General features: G+C 61.8%; 23 protein-coding genes. 11 read left to right on the top strand and 12 right to left on the bottom strand.

Features of this window, described 5'->3' with window-relative positions; genetic code table 11:
* Positions 1–57: 57 nt before the first annotated feature.
* The 4 genes from VCK47_RS14705 to VCK47_RS14690 all read left to right on the top strand — a co-directional run bounded on the left by VCK47_RS14705 (position 58) and on the right by VCK47_RS14690 (position 3,933).
* On the top strand, positions 58–1,152 hold the full coding sequence (locus VCK47_RS14705) for an FAD-binding protein (protein ID WP_322890134.1): 1,095 nt from the start codon (positions 58–60) through the stop codon (positions 1,150–1,152).
* Complete coding sequence (gene glcF / locus VCK47_RS14700) at positions 1,152–2,471, top strand: glycolate oxidase subunit GlcF (RefSeq protein WP_322890135.1); 1,320 nt, start codon at positions 1,152–1,154, stop codon at positions 2,469–2,471. Before VCK47_RS14705 ends, glcF begins: the two co-directional genes overlap by 1 nt.
* A gap of 55 nt (positions 2,472–2,526) precedes the next feature.
* Positions 2,527–3,336: a trypsin-like serine peptidase gene (locus VCK47_RS14695; RefSeq protein WP_322890136.1), complete on the top strand. Its 810-nt coding sequence runs from the start codon at positions 2,527–2,529 to the stop codon at positions 3,334–3,336.
* 129 nt (positions 3,337–3,465) lie between these two features.
* Positions 3,466–3,933 (top strand): Hsp20 family protein, encoded by a 468-nt coding sequence (locus VCK47_RS14690; protein WP_322890137.1) that lies wholly within the window; start codon positions 3,466–3,468, stop codon positions 3,931–3,933.
* 87 nt (positions 3,934–4,020) lie between these two features.
* Here VCK47_RS14690 and polA read toward each other — a convergent pair whose 3' ends face one another.
* The gene (polA, locus tag VCK47_RS14685; protein ID WP_322890138.1) at positions 4,021–6,831 is read right to left on the bottom strand and encodes a DNA polymerase I; all 2,811 of its coding nucleotides are present in this window, start codon (positions 6,829–6,831) and stop codon (positions 4,021–4,023) included.
* Between the two features lie 37 nt (positions 6,832–6,868).
* On the opposite strand from polA, the gene VCK47_RS14680 reads away from it, so the two are divergent.
* Positions 6,869–7,327: a hypothetical protein gene (locus tag VCK47_RS14680; RefSeq protein WP_322890139.1), complete on the top strand. Its 459-nt coding sequence runs from the start codon at positions 6,869–6,871 to the stop codon at positions 7,325–7,327.
* Here VCK47_RS14680 and VCK47_RS14675 read toward each other — a convergent pair.
* Entirely contained in the window at positions 7,324–7,503 is a 180-nt protein-coding gene (locus VCK47_RS14675; protein ID WP_322890140.1) for a zinc-finger domain-containing protein, read from the bottom strand. The two genes, VCK47_RS14680 and VCK47_RS14675, sit on opposite strands and share 4 nt — an antisense overlap.
* Before the next feature lie 86 nt (positions 7,504–7,589).
* Here VCK47_RS14675 and VCK47_RS14670 point away from each other — a divergent pair, with 86 nt between their 5' ends.
* The gene (locus VCK47_RS14670; RefSeq protein ID WP_322890141.1) at positions 7,590–8,513 is read left to right on the top strand and encodes an ABC transporter ATP-binding protein; all 924 of its coding nucleotides are present in this window, start codon (positions 7,590–7,592) and stop codon (positions 8,511–8,513) included.
* 2 nt (positions 8,514–8,515) lie between these two features.
* Here the strand turns inward: VCK47_RS14670 and VCK47_RS14665 are convergent, their stop codons facing one another.
* Positions 8,516–8,878 (bottom strand): HIT domain-containing protein, encoded by a 363-nt coding sequence (locus VCK47_RS14665; protein ID WP_322890142.1) that lies wholly within the window; start codon positions 8,876–8,878, stop codon positions 8,516–8,518.
* A gap of 9 nt (positions 8,879–8,887) precedes the next feature.
* Complete coding sequence (locus VCK47_RS14660) at positions 8,888–10,465, bottom strand: DUF5928 domain-containing protein (protein ID WP_322890143.1); 1,578 nt, start codon at positions 10,463–10,465, stop codon at positions 8,888–8,890.
* Between the two features lie 146 nt (positions 10,466–10,611).
* Here VCK47_RS14660 and VCK47_RS14655 point away from each other — a divergent pair, with 146 nt between their 5' ends.
* Both VCK47_RS14655 and VCK47_RS14650 read left to right on the top strand, forming a co-directional pair.
* Positions 10,612–11,409 carry a sulfotransferase family protein gene (locus tag VCK47_RS14655; RefSeq protein WP_322890684.1) on the top strand — a complete coding sequence of 266 codons (798 nt, stop codon included), beginning with the start codon at positions 10,612–10,614 and terminating at the stop codon, positions 11,407–11,409.
* A 301-nt stretch (positions 11,410–11,710) separates the two neighbouring features.
* Positions 11,711–12,436 carry a hypothetical protein gene (locus tag VCK47_RS14650; protein WP_322890144.1) on the top strand — a complete coding sequence of 242 codons (726 nt, stop codon included), beginning with the start codon at positions 11,711–11,713 and terminating at the stop codon, positions 12,434–12,436.
* Here VCK47_RS14650 and VCK47_RS14645 read toward each other — a convergent pair.
* Positions 12,402–13,394, bottom strand: coding sequence for an adenosine kinase (locus VCK47_RS14645; RefSeq protein WP_322890145.1), 993 nt, complete (start codon positions 13,392–13,394; stop codon positions 12,402–12,404). The genes VCK47_RS14650 and VCK47_RS14645 overlap by 35 nt on opposite strands.
* Complete coding sequence (gene nth / locus VCK47_RS14640; RefSeq protein ID WP_322890685.1) at positions 13,391–14,035, bottom strand: endonuclease III; 645 nt, start codon at positions 14,033–14,035, stop codon at positions 13,391–13,393. Before nth ends, VCK47_RS14645 begins: the two co-directional genes overlap by 4 nt.
* 94 nt (positions 14,036–14,129) lie before the next feature.
* Between nth and VCK47_RS14635 the strand changes: the two genes are divergently transcribed.
* The 3 genes from VCK47_RS14635 to VCK47_RS14625 all read left to right on the top strand — a co-directional run bounded on the left by VCK47_RS14635 (position 14,130) and on the right by VCK47_RS14625 (position 16,627).
* Positions 14,130–15,005, top strand: a complete 876-nt coding sequence (locus tag VCK47_RS14635) for a bifunctional helix-turn-helix domain-containing protein/methylated-DNA--[protein]-cysteine S-methyltransferase (RefSeq protein ID WP_322890146.1) — start codon at positions 14,130–14,132, stop codon at positions 15,003–15,005.
* A gap of 89 nt (positions 15,006–15,094) precedes the next feature.
* Positions 15,095–15,751, top strand: coding sequence for an OmpA family protein (locus VCK47_RS14630; RefSeq protein WP_322890147.1), 657 nt, complete (start codon positions 15,095–15,097; stop codon positions 15,749–15,751).
* Between the two features lie 108 nt (positions 15,752–15,859).
* Positions 15,860–16,627, top strand: a complete 768-nt coding sequence (locus VCK47_RS14625; RefSeq protein WP_322890686.1) for a FadR/GntR family transcriptional regulator — start codon at positions 15,860–15,862, stop codon at positions 16,625–16,627.
* Here the strand turns inward: VCK47_RS14625 and VCK47_RS14620 are convergent.
* The 6 genes from VCK47_RS14620 to VCK47_RS14595 all read right to left on the bottom strand — a co-directional run bounded on the left by VCK47_RS14620 (position 16,616) and on the right by VCK47_RS14595 (position 20,029).
* Positions 16,616–17,362 carry a CPBP family intramembrane glutamic endopeptidase gene (locus VCK47_RS14620; protein WP_322890148.1) on the bottom strand — a complete coding sequence of 249 codons (747 nt, stop codon included), beginning with the start codon at positions 17,360–17,362 and terminating at the stop codon, positions 16,616–16,618. The genes VCK47_RS14625 and VCK47_RS14620 overlap by 12 nt on opposite strands.
* 116 nt (positions 17,363–17,478) lie before the next feature.
* The gene (locus tag VCK47_RS14615; protein WP_322890149.1) at positions 17,479–18,036 is read right to left on the bottom strand and encodes a F0F1 ATP synthase subunit B; all 558 of its coding nucleotides are present in this window, start codon (positions 18,034–18,036) and stop codon (positions 17,479–17,481) included.
* Positions 18,037–18,039: 3 nt separating this feature from the next.
* On the bottom strand, positions 18,040–18,585 hold the full coding sequence (locus tag VCK47_RS14610; RefSeq protein WP_322890150.1) for a F0F1 ATP synthase subunit B': 546 nt from the start codon (positions 18,583–18,585) through the stop codon (positions 18,040–18,042).
* Between the two features lie 81 nt (positions 18,586–18,666).
* Entirely contained in the window at positions 18,667–18,891 is a 225-nt protein-coding gene (locus tag VCK47_RS14605; RefSeq protein WP_322890151.1) for a F0F1 ATP synthase subunit C, read from the bottom strand.
* Between the two features lie 60 nt (positions 18,892–18,951).
* A complete protein-coding gene (locus tag VCK47_RS14600) occupies positions 18,952–19,704 on the bottom strand; it encodes a F0F1 ATP synthase subunit A (RefSeq protein WP_322890152.1) in 753 nt (250 codons plus the stop codon).
* A complete protein-coding gene (locus VCK47_RS14595; RefSeq protein ID WP_322890153.1) occupies positions 19,694–20,029 on the bottom strand; it encodes an AtpZ/AtpI family protein in 336 nt (111 codons plus the stop codon). The genes VCK47_RS14600 and VCK47_RS14595 overlap by 11 nt, the downstream gene beginning before the upstream one ends.
* Positions 20,030–20,105 lie beyond the last annotated feature (76 nt).

The raw sequence follows: 20,105 nt of genomic DNA, 5'->3' as shown, positions 1-20,105 counted from the left end.
CCCCCGCCCCGGACCTTGTCCGGGACTCCCCCAGGATATTTGTGCTCGGACGATGATATGACACCCCAGAACGAGGAAGAGCTTGCCCGCATGGTGGCAGAGGCCGATGGCCCGCTGCGGATCGTGGGCGGCGGCACGCGGCCCATCGGGCGCAGCACCGGCGCTGCGCTGTCGCTTGCGGGCATGGCGGGGATCACGCTGTATGAACCCGGCGCGCTGACGCTGGTGGCCAAGGCGGGCACGCCTTTGGCCGAAGTGCAGGCGCGGCTGGCGGCGGAAAACCAGCGGCTGGCGTTTGAACCGATGGATCATCGTGCGCTGCTTGGCACCAGTGGAGAGCCGACCATCGGTGGCATGGTTGCCGCCAATGTGTCAGGGCCACGGCGCATTTCCGTGGGGGCCTGCCGCGATTTCATGCTGGGCGTGCGGTTTGTCGATGGCGCGGGCCATATCATCAAGAACGGCGGCCGCGTGATGAAGAACGTCACGGGCTATGATCTGGTCAAGCTGCTGACGGGGTCCTATGGCACCTTGGGCGTGCTGACCGAAGTATCGCTGAAGGTGCTGCCGGATGTGGAAACGCAGGCGGCCTTGGTGCTGGACGGGCTCGATGATGTCACGGCCGTATCCGCGATGGCGGCGGCCATGTCCTCGCCTTTCGAGGTGACGGGGGCGGCGCATGATCCCGCAGCGGGGCGCACGCTGTTGCGGCTGGAAGGCTTTGCCGCCTCGGTTGCTTATCGCGCGCAGGCGTTGGCGGGGGTCCTCGCGCCGTTCGGCACGGTCACGGTGCTGGATGATCCCGCACAGGGGGCGGCAATCTGGGCCGCAATCCGCGATGTGACGGCCTTTGCCGGACAAACGGGCTGCGTCTGGCGGCTGTCGGTCAAGGCGTCGGATGCGCCTGCGCTGGTGGCCAAGTCGGGCGCGCGGGCGGTGATCTATGACTGGGCGGGCGGGTTGGTCTGGCTGCTGGCAGATGGCGATCTGCGCGCGAGGCTCGCGGATTTTGCGGGCCATGCGACGTTGATCCGGGGGCAAGCGGATGTGCCGGTGTTCCAGCCTGAACCGGCCCCTGTCGCGGCGCTGAGCGCAGGGCTGCGTGCGAAATTCGATCCGCGCGGGATATTCAATCCGGGGATAATGGGCTGATGCAGACGACATTCACACCAGAACAGTTGCAGGACCCCGGCACAGCGCGGGCCAACCAGATCCTGCGGACCTGCGTACACTGCGGGTTCTGCACGGCGACCTGCCCGACCTACCAGATCCTCGGCGACGAGTTGGACAGCCCGCGCGGGCGGATCTATTTGATCAAGGACATGCTGGAAAACGAGCGTGTGCCCGATGCCAAGACCGTCAAGCACATCGACCGCTGCCTTTCGTGCCTCGCCTGCATGACGACCTGCCCGTCCGGCGTGCATTACATGCATCTGGTCGATCATGCCCGCGCCTATATTGAAAAGAACTATAACCGCCCGTGGTCGGATCGTGCCTTGCGCTGGATATTGGCGCAGGTGTTGCCCTATCCGATGCGGTTCAGGCTGGCGCTGCTGGGGGCCAAGATCGGACGGCCGTTTGCACGGTTCATGCCTGATCCGCGCCTGCGTGCGATGCTGGAGATGGCACCGCGCACGATCCCGCCGGTCAGCCGCAATGATGATCCGCAGACCTTTGCCGTCGCCGATAAAAAGATGCGCGTCGCACTGATGACGGGCTGCGCGCAAAAGGCGCTGAACACCGATATCAATGATGCCACGATCCGCTTGCTGACCCGTTTCGGGGCCGAAGTCGTCGTGGCAAAGGGGGCGGGCTGTTGCGGGGCCCTGACCCATCACATGGGCAAGGAAAAGGAAAGCCACGCGGCGGCGGCGGCCAATATCCGCGCCTGGGTGCGCGAGATGGATGAGGGGGGCTTGGATGCCATCGTCATCAACACCTCGGGCTGCGGGACGACGGTCAAGGATTACGGACATATGTTCCGCAACGATCCGCTGGCCGCCGATGCCGCGCGGGTTGCCGCCATTGCCATGGACGTGTCAGAAGTGCTGATGAAACTCGACCTGCCTGCGGGTGCCGACAAAGGCACCAAGGTCGCCTATCATGCCGCCTGTTCCTTGCAGCATGGCCAGAAGATCAAGACCTATCCCAAAGACCTGCTCAAAAAGGCCGGCTTTACCGTGCTCGAACCCGCCGACAGCCACCTGTGCTGTGGGTCGGCAGGCACCTACAACCTGATGCAGCCCGAGATTTCAAAGCAGCTGAAGGCCCGCAAGGTCAAAACGCTGGAGGCGCTGGTGCCCGATATCATCGCCGCAGGCAATATCGGCTGCATGATGCAGATCGGCAGCGGCACGGGCGTGCCGATTGTCCACACCGTCGAACTGCTCGACTGGGCGACAGGCGGGCCGCAGCCGCCTGCGCTGACGGCACCCGGAAAGACCGCGCCGCCCGTGCCGATCCTGCGCTAGCGTCACGGGTCCGCCTTGTGTATCATTCCGCCATCGGCCGATGATTGGAGACAAGATGCGCAAGGTGTTCGCGGCAGCTTTGATGGTTCTGACCGGCGCCTTTGCGGTGGCGGCGCAGGAAAGCGGGCTTGTCACCTTGCAGACGCGGCAGGACAGCCAGGGCTGGGAGGCCGTGGGGCGCCTTGATATCGCGGGCAAGGGGTTCTGTACGGCGGCGCTGATCCGCGAGCGGTTGATCCTGACGGCGGCACATTGTCTTTATGACACCGACGGTTCGTTGATCGCGGCGGACAGGTTCGAATTTCGCGCAGGCCTGCGCGACGGGCGCGCAGCCGCGACGCGCGGCGTGACGCGGGCGGTGGCGCATCCTGATTACACCCATGACGAGGGGATGACGCGCCCTTCGGCCGTGGCGATGGATATCGCTGTGCTGGAACTGGACCGCCCGATCCGCGAAACGCGCCTGCGCCCCTATCTGATCGCGGAACGTCCGCTGACAGGGGACGAGGTCGGGGTCGTGTCCTACGGCCGTGGCCGCGAAGAGGCCCCGAGCCTGCAGGAAGTGTGCAATGTTCTTGGCCGTCAGACCGGCGTGATCATCATGACCTGCGATGTCGATTACGGGTCAAGCGGGTCGCCCGTCTTTATCCTGCGCGACGGCGAGACACGGATCGCCTCGGTCGTGTCGGCAATGGCGCATGTCGGCGGGGAAAAGGTGTCATTGGGCACGTCCCTCGAAGGGCCGCTGACCGCGCTGATGGCGCATTTCGCATCCCAAGGGCCAGCGCGCCCCGGCGGCAGCCAGCGGGTGATGACACTGGGCGAGCGGAACGACACCGGCGCCAAGTTCGTGACCGTCGACTAGGGTCTTGAAACGCATCTGATCCTTTCCCAAATCATCAGCAGCAGGGTGCCACTGACGGGCCCTGCGACAACGGCCTGTCCGGTTGCGGAAGGCCATACAATGTTATCGCTTGATGAAAAGGATGACCCTATGCGTAGTTTTGATTTGACCCCGCTCTACCGTGCCACTGTCGGCTTTGACCAGATCGCCGACCTGCTGGACCGCGCGCTGGCAAGTGATGTGGGCCAGAACAGCTATCCCCCTTACAATATCGAAAAAACCGCCGATGACGCCTGGCGCATTTCCATCGCCGTGGCAGGTTTTGCAGACCACGAGCTTGCCATCGAGGTGAAGGACCGCGCGCTGCATGTCACCGCCCGCAAGGACGGCGACGACAGCGACCGCAAGTTCCTGCATCGCGGGATTGCGACCCGCGCTTTTGAACGCCGGTTCCATCTGGCCGATCATGTGCAGGTGACGGGTGCGTTGCATGAAAACGGCATGCTGCATATTGATCTGGTGCGCGAAGTGCCCGAGGCGCTGAAACCCCGCCGGATCGCGATTGCACCCGCGCGCCCGTCCGAGGCCAATCTGGTCGAAGCCAAGTCGGTGAACTGATCCGCCGCTGCCGCGACGGAGCGCTCCGCGCGGGAGTATTTTTGGAAAAAAGAAGTCGGGGGCGCGGGGTTTACCTCGCGCCCTTCGTCAATGAGCGGTGGCCCAGTTCGGGCCTTGGCCTGCGTCCACGGCCAGCTTGACGTCGAGTTTGACGGCAGGGTCGCTGGCGGTTTCCATCACCTGCCGGGCGATGCCGATCAGATCCTCGGCGGCGGCGGCATCAACCTCGAACAAGAGTTCGTCATGCACCTGCAGCAGCATTTTGGCGGGCAGGTCCTTGATCGCGGCGGGCATGCGGATCATCGCGCGGCGGATCACATCGGCAGCGGTGCCCTGGATCGGCGCGTTGATCGCGGCGCGCTTGGCGAAACCGGCCTGTGGGCCTTTCGCGTTGATCTCGGGCGTGTTGATCCGGCGGCCGAACAGGGTCTGGACATAGCCGTGGTCGCGGGCGAAGGCGATGGTGTCATCCATATATTGCCGGATGCCGGGGAAGCGCTCGAAATAGCGGTCGATGAAGCCTTGGGCGTCGCCACGCGGGATGCGCAGGTTGCGCGCGAGGCCGAAGCCCGAAATCCCGTAGATCACCCCGAAATTGATCGCCTTGGCCTGACGGCGGATATCGGGTGTCATCTGGTCCAGCGGCACGTCGAACATTTCCGACGCCGTCATCGCATGGATGTCGATGCCGTCCAGAAACGCCTGTTTCAGCGCGTCGATCCCCGCGATATGCGCGAGGATGCGCAATTCGATCTGGCTGTAGTCAAGGCTGACGATCACATTGCCGGGGGCTGCGACAAAAGCTTCGCGGATGCGCCGCCCTTCCTCGGACCGGACGGGGATGTTTTGCAGGTTCGGATCGGTCGAGGCGAGCCGCCCCGTGATCGCGCCCGCGATGGAATAGGACGTATGCACGCGGCCCGTGTCGGGGTTGATATGGTCCTGCAGCGCGTCCGTGTAGGTCGATTTCAGTTTCGCCAATTGCCGCCAGTCGAGGATTCGCCGTGGCAGGTCGTGGATCGTGGCGAGGTCTTCGAGCACATCGGCACCGGTGGAATAGGCACCCGTCTTGCCTTTGGCGGGCAGTTTGCCGTCGGGCATGGCTAGGCCGAGTTCATCGAACAGGATTTCGCCCAGCTGCTTGGGCGAGCCCACGTTGAACGGGCGGCCTGCCATTTTCTGGATCTCGTCCTCCAACCCCGCCATCTTTTGCGCAAAAGCGTTGGACATGCGCGACAAGGTATCGCGGTCGACCTTGATGCCGTGCATTTCCATCTGCGCGAGCACCGGCACCAGCGGGCGTTCCAGTGTTTCATAGACGGTAGTGACGCGGTTCACATGCAGTTGCGGCTTGAGCGTCTGCCACAGGCGCAGGGTGACATCGGCATCTTCGGCGGCGTATTTCACCGCATCGGCGACCGGCACGCGGTCGAAGGTCACGGCGGATTTGCCGGTGCCCAATAGCGGCTTGATCGGGATCGGCGTGTGCCCCAGATAGCGTTCGGACAGCGTGTCCATGCCGTGATTATGCAGGCCTGCATGCATCGCGTAGGACATCAGCATCGTGTCGTCGATGGGCGCGACGTGGATATCCAAGAGCGCAAAGATCTTGGCGTCGTATTTCATGTTCTGCCCGATCTTGAGGATGCTTGCATCCTCCAGCACGGGTTTGAGCATGGCGAGGCATTGCGCCATGTCCATCTGCCCTTCGGCCTTGGCGTCCGAGCCGAACAGGTCATCCGCCCCCGCCTTATGCGCAAGCGGAATGTAGCAGGCCTGCCCCGCTTCTACGCAAAGCGAAATGCCGACCAGATCGGCGCGCATTTCATCAAGGCTCGTGGTTTCGGTATCAACGGCGACATGGCCAGCCTCGTAAATCCGGTCGATCCAGACCTGCAAGGCGGCGGCATCGCGCACACATTCATAGCTGTCCGCATCGAAGGGGACGGCTTCGGCGGCTGCGGTTTCGGTCGCGGGGGCTGGCGCCTCGATCACGGGGGCCGCGACGCCGAGCTTGTCCGCGATCCGTTTGGAAACGGTGCGGAATTCCATCTTGGCCAGAAACGCCAAGAGCGTGTCGGGGTCGGGTTTGCGAATTTCCAGATCATCCAGCCCGAAATCCAAAACCATGTCACAATCAAGCTGCACCAGCCGTTTGGACAATTCGATCTGCGCGCGGTGGTTCACCAGTGTCTCGCGGCGTTTGGGTTGTGTGATCTCGCCGGCGCGGTCGAGCAGGCTTTCCAGATCGCCGAATTCGTTGATGAGCAAGGCGGCGGTCTTGATCCCGATACCCGGCGCACCCGGCACGTTATCGACCGAATCGCCTGCCAGCGCCTGCACATCGACGACGCGGTCGGGATAAACGCCGAATTTCTCGAACACGCCGTCGCGGTCGATGCGTTTGTTCTTCATCGGGTCGAGCATTTCGACGCCGTCACCGACAAGCTGCATCAGGTCCTTGTCGGAACTGACGATGGTGACACGGCCCCCCGCACGGCGCGCCTGATGGGCAAGGGTCGCGATAATGTCGTCAGCCTCGAAGCCTTCCACTTCTTCGCAGGCGATGTTGAAGGCGCGGGTCGCATCGCGCGTCAGCGGGATCTGCGGGCGCAATTCCTCGGGCATCGCCTCGCGGTTGGCCTTGTACTGGTCGAACATGTCGTTGCGGAAGGTGTGGCTGCCCTTGTCGAAGATCACCGCCACATGGGTCGCTGCATCGGCACCCGAATTGTTTTCGACATAGCGCTGCAGCATGTTCACAAAGCCGCTGACCGCCCCCACCGGCAGACCATCGGACTTGCGCGTGAGCGGCGGCAGCGCATGATAGGCGCGAAAGATGAAGGCCGATCCGTCGATCAGATGCAGGTGACAGCCTTTGCCGAATGTGTGCGCCATCGTTATGATCCTTTTATCCGCTCCGAGAGGTTTTGCCATGATCCGCCTGATCCTTCCAGCCGTCATTGCCGCCAGCAGCGCTGCCGCGCAGGAAAGCAGCATTTGCCGCAACGTGCCTTTCAGCACCAAGAACTGCGTGCGCGTGCTGGCCTGCGTCGGTGATCAGGGGGTGACATTCGACGGGCAGGCGCGCGGATGGGACGCAGGAGGTGTCACGGGCCTGATGTCGGACGGTGCCGCCTGTCGCGGCACATGGGATTCGAACGGACCGATGGGCACAGGTTTGTCGCAGTTGTCCTGCGACGACGGGACCGATATCGACGTGATCTATTACAATCAGGACAATATCACCGGCACCGTGATCGGTCAGGGCCAAACCAGCGATGGCCGCGCGATCCGCGTCTGGTCCGGTGAGAACGTGCTGCAATTCCTGACGCCGCAGGGGGCCTTTGGTGCCGCCCTGCCCTGCGTGCAGGGCGATATTCCGATCAGCTAGACCTTGCCTTCGAAATCCTTGTGGATCAGCTTGGCATCGCAATAGGGGCATTCGATCCATCCGCGTCCTTCGGGGATCTGCAGCCAGACGCGGGGATGGCCAAGCGCGCCTTCGCCACCGTCACAGGACACGCGCCAGTCTTGCACGATGCGGGTCTCGGGGGCGGGTGTGGTCATGGATCTTGCCTGTCTGATTGCCGCGGGGCGCCGCCCGCCTTATGTGACACCCTATACCGCAGCCGCGACACAGGGGAAAGACCAGCATGACCGACAATGCCATCGAAATCACGGGCCTGCGCAAAACCTATGCCGCCACCGCCCGCGCACCCGCGCATGAGGCACTGAAGGGCATCGACCTGGCGATCCCGCGCGGCACGATCTTTGGCCTGCTGGGGCCGAACGGGGCGGGCAAATCGACGCTGATCAACATTCTGGCAGGGCTGGTGGTGAAATCGGCCGGATCGGTGAAAATCTGGGGCTTCGATCAGGACAAGAACCCGCGCCAGTCGCGCGCGGCCATCGGGATCATGCCGCAGGAGCCGAATCTTGACCCGTTCTTCACGCCCGCGGGGTCGCTGGACGTGCAGGCGGGGCTTTACGGTGTGCCGAAATCGCAGCGCAGGACCGCCGAAATCCTTGATCTGATCGGGCTGACCGACAAGGCGGACGCCTATGCACGTTCATTGTCGGGAGGGATGCGGCGCAGGCTTTTGCTGGGCAAGGCGCTGGTCCACAGCCCCCAGATCCTTGTGCTCGATGAACCAACCGCTGGGGTCGATATCGCGCTGCGCAACATGCTTTGGGACAATGTGCGCAAGCTGAACCAGCAGGGCATGACGATCATCCTGACGACCCACTACCTCGAAGAAGCGCAGGAAATGTGCGACGAGATCGCGATCATCAACCACGGCGCTGTGGTGATCCGCGACAGCACCGCCAACCTCTTGGGGCGGCTCGACAGCAAGACACTGGTCATCACGCCGACGCAGGCCGCCGCCCTGCCCGCCCTGCCAGCGGGGATCACCGGACAGGCGCATGACGACGGGCGGCTCAGCTTTACCTACAGCGCAGGCGCGACCCCTGCCGATGCGATCCTGTCACTGGTGCGCGAGGCGGGGATCATCATCAAGGACGTGCAAAGCCGCGAGGCTGACCTCGAAGACGTGTTCCTGTCACTGACATCGTGACATCAGCCTTGCAGCATCCGCCCCAATTGCCGCCCGCCGATGATATGCAGGTGGTAATGCGGCACGTCCTGCACGCCATGGGTGCGGGCATTGGCGATGGCGCGGAACCCTTGCGCCACATCGGTCAGACGGCAAACCTCGGCCACGGCCTGCATGAAAGCGGCCTGTTCGGCAGGTGACGCATCGCGCGCGAAATGGTCAAGGCTGACATAGGCCCCCTTGGGGATCACCAGCACATGCACGGGCGCTTGGGGGTTGATATCGTTGAAGGCCAGCGCATGGTCGTTTTCATAAACCGTCTGGTTGGGGATTTCCCCGCGCAGGATTTTCGCAAAGATATTCTGGTCGTCATAGTCAAAGGTCATCGGTCTTCCTCAATCGACAAACAGGTGCGGCGTCTGCGCCAGCGCCAGCGCGGTCGCGTTATCCACTTCAAGGAACGCCGCGATCGCTGCGGCGTTTTCGGCCTCGGTCGCGGTTTCACGCAGGCGGCCGGCATTCTTGAAACGGGCATCGCGGATCGCGTCGCGTTCATGCATCATGTCACGCCGGATCGTGGGCAGCAAGCGGGCGAAAGTGCCGGACGACGTCTGCGGCCCCGCCAATCCCACGCGGATCGCATGGCCGATCAGATAGTCGTCGCCGAGTGCGCATTCGATCTCGAGCAGGCGGACATCGGCGCGGTCGGCATGGAAATCGGCGATCAGATCAAGGCTGGATGTATCCAGACAGATCACGGCTTGGTCGGTCCCTTCATGATCAAGCAGCATCCGCATGAAGGCACGGCGATGCCTGCCACGTTTCGCCAGCGACTTTTCGATGCCCCCCATATCTGGAAGCGGGGTGTTTTCTTCGTTGAACAGGTAATCGAAGGCCGGAATATCCGTGTGGCGGCGGATCGCTTCGGCCAGTCGTTTGGCGACATGCCATTTCTTGCACACGATGATCCGCAAGGCACGTCCGGCCCCGATTGCTGTTTCCGCCTCCCAGAATCGCGGCGCGAAACGGCGGCCAGTGCGGCCCCTTTCGGTCAGGAACTTGAACAGGGTGCGGCCCTCGTTCGAGATCGTGAAATCCGTCCGGTCGCTGGCATAAAGCGCGCCCAGCGCCCTTTTCAGCCCTATCGCGTCGGGGCTGATCTTGCGCGCGAACAGCGCGTCCTGCGCCAGAAGCAGATCCTCCTGATCGTTATAGAACGACACCGGCATACCGTAATCGCTGAACATCAGAAACGTCAGCGTGCGGCTCTCGATCTCGCGGCCGGGCACCAGATGGCGCACGAGGGTCTGAAAGAAAGTCTCGTCAGGAATCCATGTTGTGCGAAAGAAGCGCGTCACATCAGGGCGCTGGCGGGTGAAATCCAGCACCGCCTCGGCGCTGCGGCGCCGCAGGCACCACCACTGGCTGCCGATCATCACGTCGATACCGGATGGCACGGGGCGGGTGATATTGAACCGCTTTTGCAGGGCGAAGGCCGTGTAGAATCGGCGTTTCTGGCTGCGCTCGTTGAAGTAATGGCGATAGATCAGCCGTTCTTCGCGAAAGCCGGTCTTTATCCAGTCACTGTTGAAGAAATCGAAGCTTTCGATGAAATCCTTGTCGTGCTCGTCCAGAAACCGGTGCGCGAAGCGGGCGGATTTGATCGGCATGCAATCGCCCGAAAGCATGTAGAAATGGGTCGCGCGGTCGAAGGTATCCAATGCCACCTGCAATGTGCGCAAGGTGGCGTCCACCAGGCTCCATTCGCCCCAGCCGCAACGGACACGACGCTTGACGACAGTCGCATTGGGATTCTCCGCCAGCCCAGCTGCGATCCGGCGGTAATCAGCGGCTGCAGCCGAGGCATCAAAATGGATCGCCACATAATCGCCTGCAGCCGTCAACTGTGTCACCTGATCCAGAATGGCCTCAGGGTCCTTGTGGCAAAGCAGGATGAACGCGATACGTGCCATGATGATCAGATCGTTCCAGAAGCGGCTTTGTCGCGTCTTAGCGCGAAGATGCGTTGAAATGACAGGGTTTCTTTGCCTTTATGTGGCAAGGCTGGATCATCTTGCCGCAAAGGAGCATCTTCGTGGCCAATTTCCCCGGAATCTGGATGACCACCAGCGAAAGCATGGTCTACCGCGTGGTGCCGAAATGCGCCTGTTCGACCATCGGACAGATCATGTATTATTCCGATCACGGCACGTTCTTCGACGGCGACATTCATGACGCAAAGTCGGGCCTGCACAAATGGGCGCTGGAGGACAGCCAGCAACCGATCCGCGACAATGTGCTGGCGCATAAAAGCTATGCCTTCACCTGCGTGCGCAACCCCTATACCCGCATCCTGTCGTCCTTCTTCGACAAGATCTGCGGCGTGCAGCGCAACGGCAATTACTATCGCGGGAACCTCGTCCCGCAACTGATCCAGAAATACGGGATCGATGTGGGCAATCCGGCGGATGGTTTCGCCTTCGACCAGATCAAGAGCTTCCGGCGCTTTCTGTTGTTCGCCCGCGACACGATCCGCTGGCGCAAACCGATGGACCCCGACATCCACTGGTCCGCCATGTCCGGCCATATCGCGACCTATATCGCCAACGGCGGGCGCTACGATCACATCTTCTGGACCGAGAGGTTCGACGAAGGCATGCAGGAGGTGCTGGACCGGACCGAGCGGCCCCATGCGATCGACCTCGCCAGCATCCCGCGCTTTAACGAAAGTGAAGGGCATGGCCCCAAGCGGCTGCATCCGGTCGAGGACTATTTCGACGATCTGTCGATGCATCTGGTCTATGAAATCTACAAACGCGATTTCCGGCTGTTCAAATACGATTTCGAAAATCCGGCCAACAAGATGCCCGTGGGCGAGATTGACCTCGACGAGGTGCATGCCAAGCTGGGGCGGTAAGGGGGCTATCTGCCCCTCGGCGCTGGCGCGCCTCACCCCCGAGGATATTTTTGCTCGGAAGATGCAAATTAATGAGATTTTAAGGTTAATCCGGCACGATCATCGCGCGGTACAGGCAGGGATGCCGATGACCGCCGACGAAGATGCCGTCACCTTTTGTGCAGCGCCGGGCGACTGACGCATCGGGTGGCGGTTATCTTTTCATCTTCCGAGCCCAAATATCCCCGCCGGAGGCATCAAAGTTTTTCTCGACAACGGCACGCGCCGCCTTATCTGCCAACCATCGGGTGCAACGGGGAAAATGGCGATGTCGGTTGTTCTGGTGCTGGGCAGCGGCCCCAATGTTGTCGAGACCCGTGACTGGCCGCGCCACCCGTTCGACCGCATCGTTGCGATCAACAATGCCTGGGCAGTGCGTACCGATTGGGACGACCTGATCCATCCTGATGACTTTCCGGCCGAACGTATGCCGCGCGCGCTGGCACCAGAGCAGCGGATCATCAGGGCCGCCGACTATGTGCCTTTGCAGAACGAACTGGGCGGCTTTGTCTATGCCGGTGGCACGATGGCTTTTACCGCAGGCTATTGGGCGCTTGCCGCGCTCCGGCCGCGTGTCATCGCGATGATGGGTTGCGACATGGTCTATCCCGCGCAAAGCCAGACCCATTTCTACGGCACCGGCACAGCCGACCCGTTGCGCGCCGATGTCACGCTACGCTCGCTCGAGGCGAAATCGGCAAGGTTCATGGTCATGGCAGCGTCGCGCGGCTGCGCTGTCGTCAACCTGTCGCAGGACGAAAGCCGACTGGTTTTTCCGCGCAGCACGCCGCAGTCCGCAGCGATCGCGCAACCACTGCATTATGAGCGTTCAGAAGCCGAGGCCGCACTGGCCGAAGAAGCGCGGCTTGGCTACTACGTCCCGTCCGGCAAGTACTGGAAAGAGGAAGAGCGCTTCGATTCCGCTGCCATCGATGCGCTCGACCGGCGCTGGCTCAAAGCAGCCGGTGTTCTGCAAACAGCGTCCTGAGATCGGTTTCCGGCCGCGCTCCGATATGGCTGATCACCTCGGACGCGGCGAGATTGCCCATCTTGCCGCAGGTTTCCAGATCGAACCCTGCGGTCAGCCCCCAAAGAAACCCTGCCGCGAAAAGATCGCCCGCCCCTGTCGCATCGACGATAGCGGTGGGCACGGCAGGCACATGCCAGCGTGCACCACCCGACAGGATATGCACGCCGTTGCCGCTGTCGGTGCAGGCCACGGTGTCCACCTCTGCCGCCGCACGGGCCAAGGCAGCCTCGAAATCGGTGGTCTGGTACATCGACAACATTTCGGCACGGTTACAGAACAGCAAGTCCACATGGTCGCGGATCATCGTAGCAAAGGCATCGCGGTGCCGTTCGATACAGAACGGGTCTGACAGGGTGATCGACACGCGCCCGCCCGCCCCCTTGCAGGCAGCAATCGCCTTGGCGAAGGCCGCATGGCTGTCGGGGCCGTCGAAACGGTAGCCTTCCAGGTAGATCCACTCGGCATCGGCCATCTGGGCCTCGTCGATATCGTCGGGGGACAGGAATTCGGTCACGCCGAGATAGGTGTTCATCGACCGCTCGCCATCCGGCGTCACGATCACGATGCAGCGTCCGGTTTCGGCCACTTCGGTCTTTGGCGCCAGGCGGGTCGCGTAATCGGCGCCTTGCGCGCGCAGGTCATGGGCGAAGATCGCGCCCAACTGGTCATCCTTGACCTTGCCGACATAGGCGGTGCGCCCGCCCAGTTGCGCGATCCCCGCGATGGTGTTGGCCGCCGACCCGCCGCTGATCTCCTTGGCCGGACCGATCCGGTCGTAAAGGGCCACAGCACGGTCCATGTCGATCAGTTGCATGATCCCTTTTTGCACGCCAGCGGTGTCCAGAAATCCGTCGTCGGCACGCGCCAGCACATCGACCATGGCATTGCCGATGCCGACAACCTGATACTTTTTCATAGGTTCTTTTCCTCAAAGAGACAGAGATCGCGGATCAGACAGACACCGCATTTGGGGTTGCGTGCGACACAGACATAGCGCCCGTGCAGGATCATCCAGTGATGCGCGTGCAGCTGATAATCCGCGGGGATGTGATCTTCAATCGCGCGTTCAACCGCATCGACATCGCGCCCCGGTGCAACACCACTGCGGTTGCCAAAGCGAAAGATATGCGTGTCCACCGCTTGCGCGGGCTGGCCCCACCACATGTTCAGCACGACATTGGCAGTCTTGCGCCCCACGCCGGGCAGAGATTGCAGGGCGGCGCGGGAATTGGGCACCTCGCCGCCGAAATCGTCGACAAGGATCTGGCTCATCTTGATGATGTTCTTGGCCTTCTGGCGGAAAAGACCGATCGTCTTGATATGTTCGGTCACGCCGTCCAGCCCGAGATCCAGCATCTTTTGCGGTGTGTCAGCGACTGCGAACAGCGCGCGCGTGGCTTTGTTCACGCCTTTGTCGGTCGCTTGCGCCGACAGGGCCACGGCTACGACCAGCGTATAGGCGTTCACATGCTCAAGCTCGCCTTTCGGCTCGGGCTCGGCGGCCTGAAAGCGCGCAAAGATCGCGCGGATGGAATGATAATCAAGCTGCTTTGCCATGACTTTGGTATGCAACGCCCTTTGCGGCTGGGCAAGCGCAGGATGCGCAATATTCGGGTCGCGGGGCGCGCGCGGAATCACTAGGGTCGGCGGTATGGAACACATGGATACCTATCATTACAACGTCATGCGCCGCGCCATCGCGCTGATCGATGCGGCGGGTGATGCGCCTTTGTCGCTGGCCGATCTGGCGGCGCAGATGCAGATGAGCCCTGCGCATTTCCAGCGGCTGTTTTCATCATGGGTCGGCGTGTCGCCCAAACGCTATCAGCAATATCTGACCCTGTCGCATGCCAAGACCCTGTTGCGAGAACGGTTCACCACGCTGGACACCGCCCATGCCATCGGGCTGTCGGGCAGCGGGCGTCTGCATGACCTGTTCCTGCGCTGGGAGGCGATGAGCCCCGGTGATTATGCGCGCGACGGCGCGGGGCTCACGATTTTCTGGGGCTGGTTTGACAGCGCCTTTGGCCCTGCGCTGGTCATGGGGACGGATCGCGGGATTTGCGGGCTGGCTTTTGCCACCGAAACCGGCACTGAGGCCGCGATGGAAGATCTGTGCAGCCGCTGGCCTTCGGCGACATTCGTCGAAAACCCCGCTGCCTTGCGCGACTGGGCCGAGGCCGCGCTTGGTATGACAGGCGAGACGCGGTTGCACATGATCGGCGCGCCGTTCCAGCTCAAGGTATGGGAGGCGCTTTTGGCGATTCCCTCGGGCCATGTGACGACCTATGCAGAAATTGCAGGGGCCATCGGCAACCCCAAAGCCGTGCGCGCGGTCGGCACGGCCGTCGGGCGCAACCCTGTCAGCTGGCTGATCCCCTGCCACCGGGCCTTGCGCAAGTCAGGCGCATTGGGCGGTTATCACTGGGGTTTGCCGGTCAAACGGGCGATGCTGGCATGGGAATCCGCGCGCATTGACGCAGGCACGCAGACCGGCGAAAAAGTTCTGGAACCAAAGCTCCTGTAAAAGCGTTATTGGATAGCATCACGCTTGTTGGCATAAGAGAGCGTGTAAACAGCGCAGGTCTGCGCACTCATAGTAATGGAATCACTGTCATGATCTTTTCGAAATTTCCGCTCGCGATTGCCGCCTCTTCTGTTCTGCTCGTGGCAGCGTGTGACCCCGGAATGCCCAATCAGGGCGAAAACGCCCGTCAGGGTGCACTGATCGGCGCACTGGGTGGTGCGGCTGCAGGCGCCATCGTCGGCGGCGACGGCACAGTGCGCGAACGCAACCGTGCGGCGCTGGTCGGTGCGGCACTGGGTGCAGGCGTCGGCGGCGGGATCGGCAGCAGCCTCGACCGTCAGGCCGAAGAACTGCGCCGCGCGCTGCGCAACGACGTGGGCGTGTCCAACAACGGCAACAACCTTGTCGTCGTGCTGTCGCAGGACCTGCTGTTCGCAACCAACAGCACCCAGGTGTCGGCACAGTCCCAGAACGACCTGCTGATCGTGGCGCGGTCGCTGAACAACTACCCCAACTCGACCGTCAACGTGATCGGCCACACCGACAACGTCGGCTCCGCCGCATTCAACCAGGATCTGTCCGAGCGTCGCGCGCAGTCAGTTGCCGCCGTTCTGCGCAGCGGTGGCGTGTCCTCGGCCCGTATCCGGTCGATCGGTGCTGGCCTGAACCAGCCGATCGCATCGAATGCCACCGCCGAAGGCCGTCAGTTGAACCGCCGCGTGGAAATCATCATCACCCCGAACTGATTTTCGGGCTATCCACCTGCAAAGGGGCCGCATGACGCGGCCCCTTTTCGTTTGATCACGGCAGGCAAAATGTGGTCATGTGATCTGACCAATATGGAAAGTATGCGCATGCCGTTCGAGCCGGTTCTTCAGGAAAAACTGTCACAGGGAATTGTCCGCCAGATCGAAGGGCTGATCCTGCGCGGTATCCTGCGCCCCGGCGAACGCCTGCCGTCAGAACGCGAATTGAGCGAGACAATGGATGTGTCGCGCCCGTCCCTGCGCGAGGCTTTGGCAGACCTGCAGGAACGCGGTTTGCTGGTGTCGCGTGCAGGGGCAGGTGTGTTCGTCGCCGATGTGCTTGGCTCCGCTTTTTCGCCCGCACTGGTCACGCTTTTTGCATCGCATGACGAAGCGGTCTTCGACTACATCAGTTTTCGCCGCGATATGGAGGGGCTTGCCGCCGAACGCGCCGCGCGTTTGGGCACCGACACGGATCTGAAGGTCATCGACACGATCTTTCAGAAAATGGAAGCCGCCCACCAGAAACGCAATCCGGCCGAAGAGGCGAGCCTTGACGCCAGCTTTCATCTTGCGATTATCGAAGCCAGCCACAACATCATCATGCTGCACATGATGCGGTCGATGTATGACCTGCTGCGCGAAGGCGTGTTCTACAACCGCAGTATCATGTTCAAGCAGCGCACGACGCGGGATGCCTTGCTGGACCAGCATCGCCAGATCAACACCGGCCTGCAATCGCGCGATCCCGTCGCCGCACGCACAGCGGTCGAGGCGCATCTGAACTATGTCGAACAAGCGCTGTCCGACCAGCAAAAGGTCGATCGCAACGAGACCTTTGCGCAAAAGCGGTTCCAGCACGAATTACGACGCTAGACGGACCGGATAGCGCACGAAATCCCGCCAGAGCCAGCCTGCCACCGCCGCCTGAATAAGAACACCGATCAGCACAAAGCCATGCTGGACCCCTGCGATCTGGCTGGCGAACACCAGCATGTTCCAGACCGCGTGCCAGATGATCAGCGGCCACAGGTTGCCCAGCCGCAAAGCGACTGGGGCAAGAAAAAGCCCCACCGTCAGAGCGAACAGCGTGTTTTGCAAGGTCGCCGACGCGGGCTGTGCGATCAGGCCGGACGGAGCATGCATGGCGGCGAACAAGACAGCGCTCAGCGTCATGGCCAGCGGGACCGGAAGGGTCCTTTGCGCACTGCGCAAAAGGATTCCGCGAAACATCACCTCTTCGCCAAAACCGATCAATAACGGCACTCCGATCAGCAAGACCCAGACCCAGGGGGCCAGCCCTTCGAACGCCCCTGCTTGCCACGCGGGCGCCAGCCCTGCCGCCATCGCGCCCATCACCACAAAGGACGGGAACAGCCAGATTAACGCGGGCCAGTTGACACGGCCAAAGCCGAAGACCCGCCACGATCCGAAGCGCGCCACGAAGATCGCACAGACCAGCACCAGCAGGATTTGCAACACAAACAGCCTGACAAGCGTTGCGGGCACGTCCGCTGGCGGATCGGCATAGCGATAGCTGTAGGCTGTCGCCATCAGGATGCACAGGATATAGACGGCAGCGGCGCCAAGCCCGCGCCCGAGTTGCGACATCAAGCCTTCTCCTGCACAAGTTGCGCCGCAGTCTTCAAGCCAGACCCTTGCCTGTCAACGCAAAAGCCCGCGCACCTTGCGGCACGCGGGCTTTGTAAATCGCGGCAATTGCTGCGTCAGTGCATCTTGTCAGCGACGACAGCAATAGAATCGTCAATGAGCGCGCCTGCGGATTTCGCATCCATCTGGCCTGCCAGCACCTCTTTCGCAACGGCGATGGCGACAGTCACAGCCTGATCACGCACGTCCTTGACCGCGGCGGCCTGTGCGGATGCGATCTGCTCCTCGGCGGCAGCCATACGGCGGCTGATGGATTTCGCGATCTCTTCCTTGGCGGCAGCGGCCGCCTCGGTCGCTTCTTTCTTGGCGGATGCAACGATCCGGTCGGCCTGCACCTGCACGTCCTTCTGCTTGCGCTCGTAAGAGGCCAGCAGCGCCATGGCTTCTTCGCGCAGGGCTTTGGCTTCGTCGAGTTCGGCGCGGATATTGGCCGCACGTTTGTCCAGCAAACCAGCGATAAGTGCCGGTACTTTGTAGTAAAGCAGGATGCCGATGAAGATCACAAAGGCGATCAGAACCACGAAATCCGTGTTCCGCAGCGACACGAAAGGATAATCCGCCGCCAATGCAGGCGAGGCAGCAGCAGCGAAAAGGGCGGTGACCAGAATTCGCATGACTTATCCTTTCATCCGCGCGTTGACCGCGGCGGTGATGGTCTTGGCATCGGCAGTGCCGCCCATGGCCAGCACCAGTTCCTTGGCCGTGTCTTTGGCGACCGCGGTGATGTTCTTGATGGCACTGTCGCGGATCTCGCCGATGGCGGCTTCGCTTTCGGCCGTCTTGGCGGCGATGGCGGCATCGGCCTTTTGCATCTCGATGTCGAGTTCGGCCTGAATTTCGGCCTTGGCCTTGGCGATGATCTCCTGCGCTTTGGCGCGGGCATCTTTCAGCGCCTGCTCATAGGCAGCTTCTGCCTCGGCCGCTTTGTTCTTGAGGTCTTCCGCGGCGGCGATGTCGTTGGTGATCGTGCCGGAACGTTCCGCAAGGACCGCACCGATCCGCGGCAACGCGATACGCGACAGCAAGAAGAAAATGGCGACAAGGGTGACGAGCAGCCAGAAAATCTGGTTCGGCATCCATTCGGCGCAAAGCTGCGGCATGCCGATGGCATATCCACCAGCGTCGACGCAGGCCCCTGCAATGTTTGTTGTCTCTGTTTCCATGATGGTCCCCGGATACCTTGCAGGTTTACCGGCCGACAGGGTTCACACCCGTCGGCCGGTCGTAAGGATTTGGGTCGTGTCTTAGACTGCGAACATCAGCAGAAGTGCAGCGAGGAACGAGAAGATCCCCAGCGCTTCTGCGAATGCCAGACCGATGAACAGCGTGGCTGTCTGGCCAGCGGCTGCCGATGGGTTGCGCAAAGCGCCCGACAGATAGCTGCCAGCCACGTTGCCGACGCCGAGTGCTGCAAAGCCGGAACCGAATGCGGCCAGACCGGCCCCCAGATGTGCGAGTTCGCCTTCCATGTGAATTCTCCTTACGATTGGAAGTTGAGAGGTAGGATGGGTGATCTCACCCATCCGGTGTTAGTGATGCGGGTGAAGTGCGTCCTTGAGATAGACACAGATCAGGATCGTGAAAACATAGGCCTGGATGCCGGCGACCAGCACCTCCAGCCCATAGATGGCGACGATGCCAAGCACTGCAGCAGGGCTTGCCAGCGTGACCGCCGCGAAGCCGGCGAACACTTTCAGAACGACGTGACCGGCCGCGATATTGCCTACCAGTCGGATGGACAGGCTGACGGGGCGCACGAAGTAAGAGATAATCTCGATCAGGGCGATGACCGGCCGCAGCGGCAAGGGTGCGGCAGAGACCCAGAACAGGCTCAGGAACGACATGCCGTTCTTGACGAAGCCAAGGATCGTGATCGCGATGAAGGCCCCGAAACCCAGCGTCGCCGTGACCGCGATCATCGAGGTCGGGCTGTAGGACATCGGGATCAGCGCAAGGTAGTTGGCAAACAGGATGAACAGGAACAGCGTCATGATATAGGGGAAATACTTGACCCCGTCCTTACCGCTGATGTCCTCGATCATCTTGTAGATAAAGCCGTACATCAGTTCGACGATCGACTGCACCCGCGACGGAATGATCGCGCGGCCGCGGCTGCCCAGCACGAACAGCGCGAAGATCGCCAGGAGGATGATCCCCATCCAGACGGTGACGTTGGTCACAGTGTACCAGTTGATCGCGCCATCACCGAAAGCTGGCTTGACGATGAACTGGTCCAGCGGATGGAAGACAAGACCACCTTGGGTTTCTGGTTCAGTCGCCACTTGCGTCACCCTTTTCCTGTGCAGCGCGCTGCTGCTTCAACTGTATTTCGGCCGCCGAGCGCATCATCGTCTGCACACCCGCCGCAAGGCCGAGGAATATGAATATCACCAGAAAAATCGGCATGGTCCCAAACAGGGTATCCAGTCCGTATCCGATGCCGAAACCGATCCCAAGACCGGCCACGAGTTCGACCACCATCCGCCAGGCAAGCTGTGCCTGAGAATAATGTTCTTCCGAATGGTCCTTGACCTTGGCCGGTGTCTTGAGCGCCGCAATCTTCGCCTCGAGCGCCTTCAGGCGATCTGCGTCCTGCGGTTCCGTCATCGGTCAGGCCCCTTTGGAAGGTTGTCGTGGGTTTAGGGTGGTGCAGTCACAGAGTCAAGCTACGACAAAATCACAT

The organism is Yoonia sp. 72 (genome assembly GCF_034652275.1).
GTDB lineage: Bacteria > Pseudomonadota > Alphaproteobacteria > Rhodobacterales > Rhodobacteraceae > Yoonia.
This window is presented reverse-complemented; position numbering and strand designations above follow the sequence as displayed.